This is a genomic window from Microvirga sp. 2MCAF35 (assembly GCF_052115545.1).
GTDB lineage: Bacteria > Pseudomonadota > Alphaproteobacteria > Rhizobiales > Beijerinckiaceae > Microvirga.
The window spans coordinates 1-517 of record NZ_JBFRGW010000107.1; the positions used below are offsets into that span (position 1 = coordinate 1).

Genomic DNA, 517 nt, shown 5'->3' on the forward strand with positions numbered 1-517 from the left:
GAGGCCGCTTCGCGCACGGTTCTTTTAGGCGTTTAAACTTGGACCAGCACAGGGCTGCCAAGGGCCTCCTGGCGCCGGCTGCGTGACCGGCGGGCAGGACCGTGCCTGCTCCCACAACTTGCGACGCCTCGCGAAGCGCGCCCCTCGTCAGGTGAGGATGCGCAATGATATAGCCAAGGTTGAGACAACTGTCAAGAACAAAACAAGAACATTGCACTCACTCACCATGCCCTCCACATCGCCCACCCCGTCATCACTGGCCTCGTACTGGTGATCCCGATGGATTGAGGCGCGGTGCTTCACCGGATCGGGATGGCCGGGACAAGCAACTGTCGTTTAGGGGTATCGGAAGAGCGTGTCGTCCCGGRTGATGGCGTTGAGGATGGTGATGAACTTTCGCATGGTGGCCACGATGGCGAGTTTGAAGGGCTTCCCGGCGGCTCTGAGGCGCTGATAGAACGGAAACAGATGGGGCATGCGGGCCTTGATGGCGCTCAAGGTGGCCATGTAGAGGACG

1 pseudogene is annotated in these 517 nt (G+C 60.5%); it reads right to left on the reverse strand.

Annotated features, from left to right (window positions below):
• Window positions 1-336: 336 nt before the first annotated feature.
• A pseudogene (locus tag AB4097_RS21515) lies at window positions 337-517 on the reverse strand (IS110 family transposase); the annotation flags it as partial.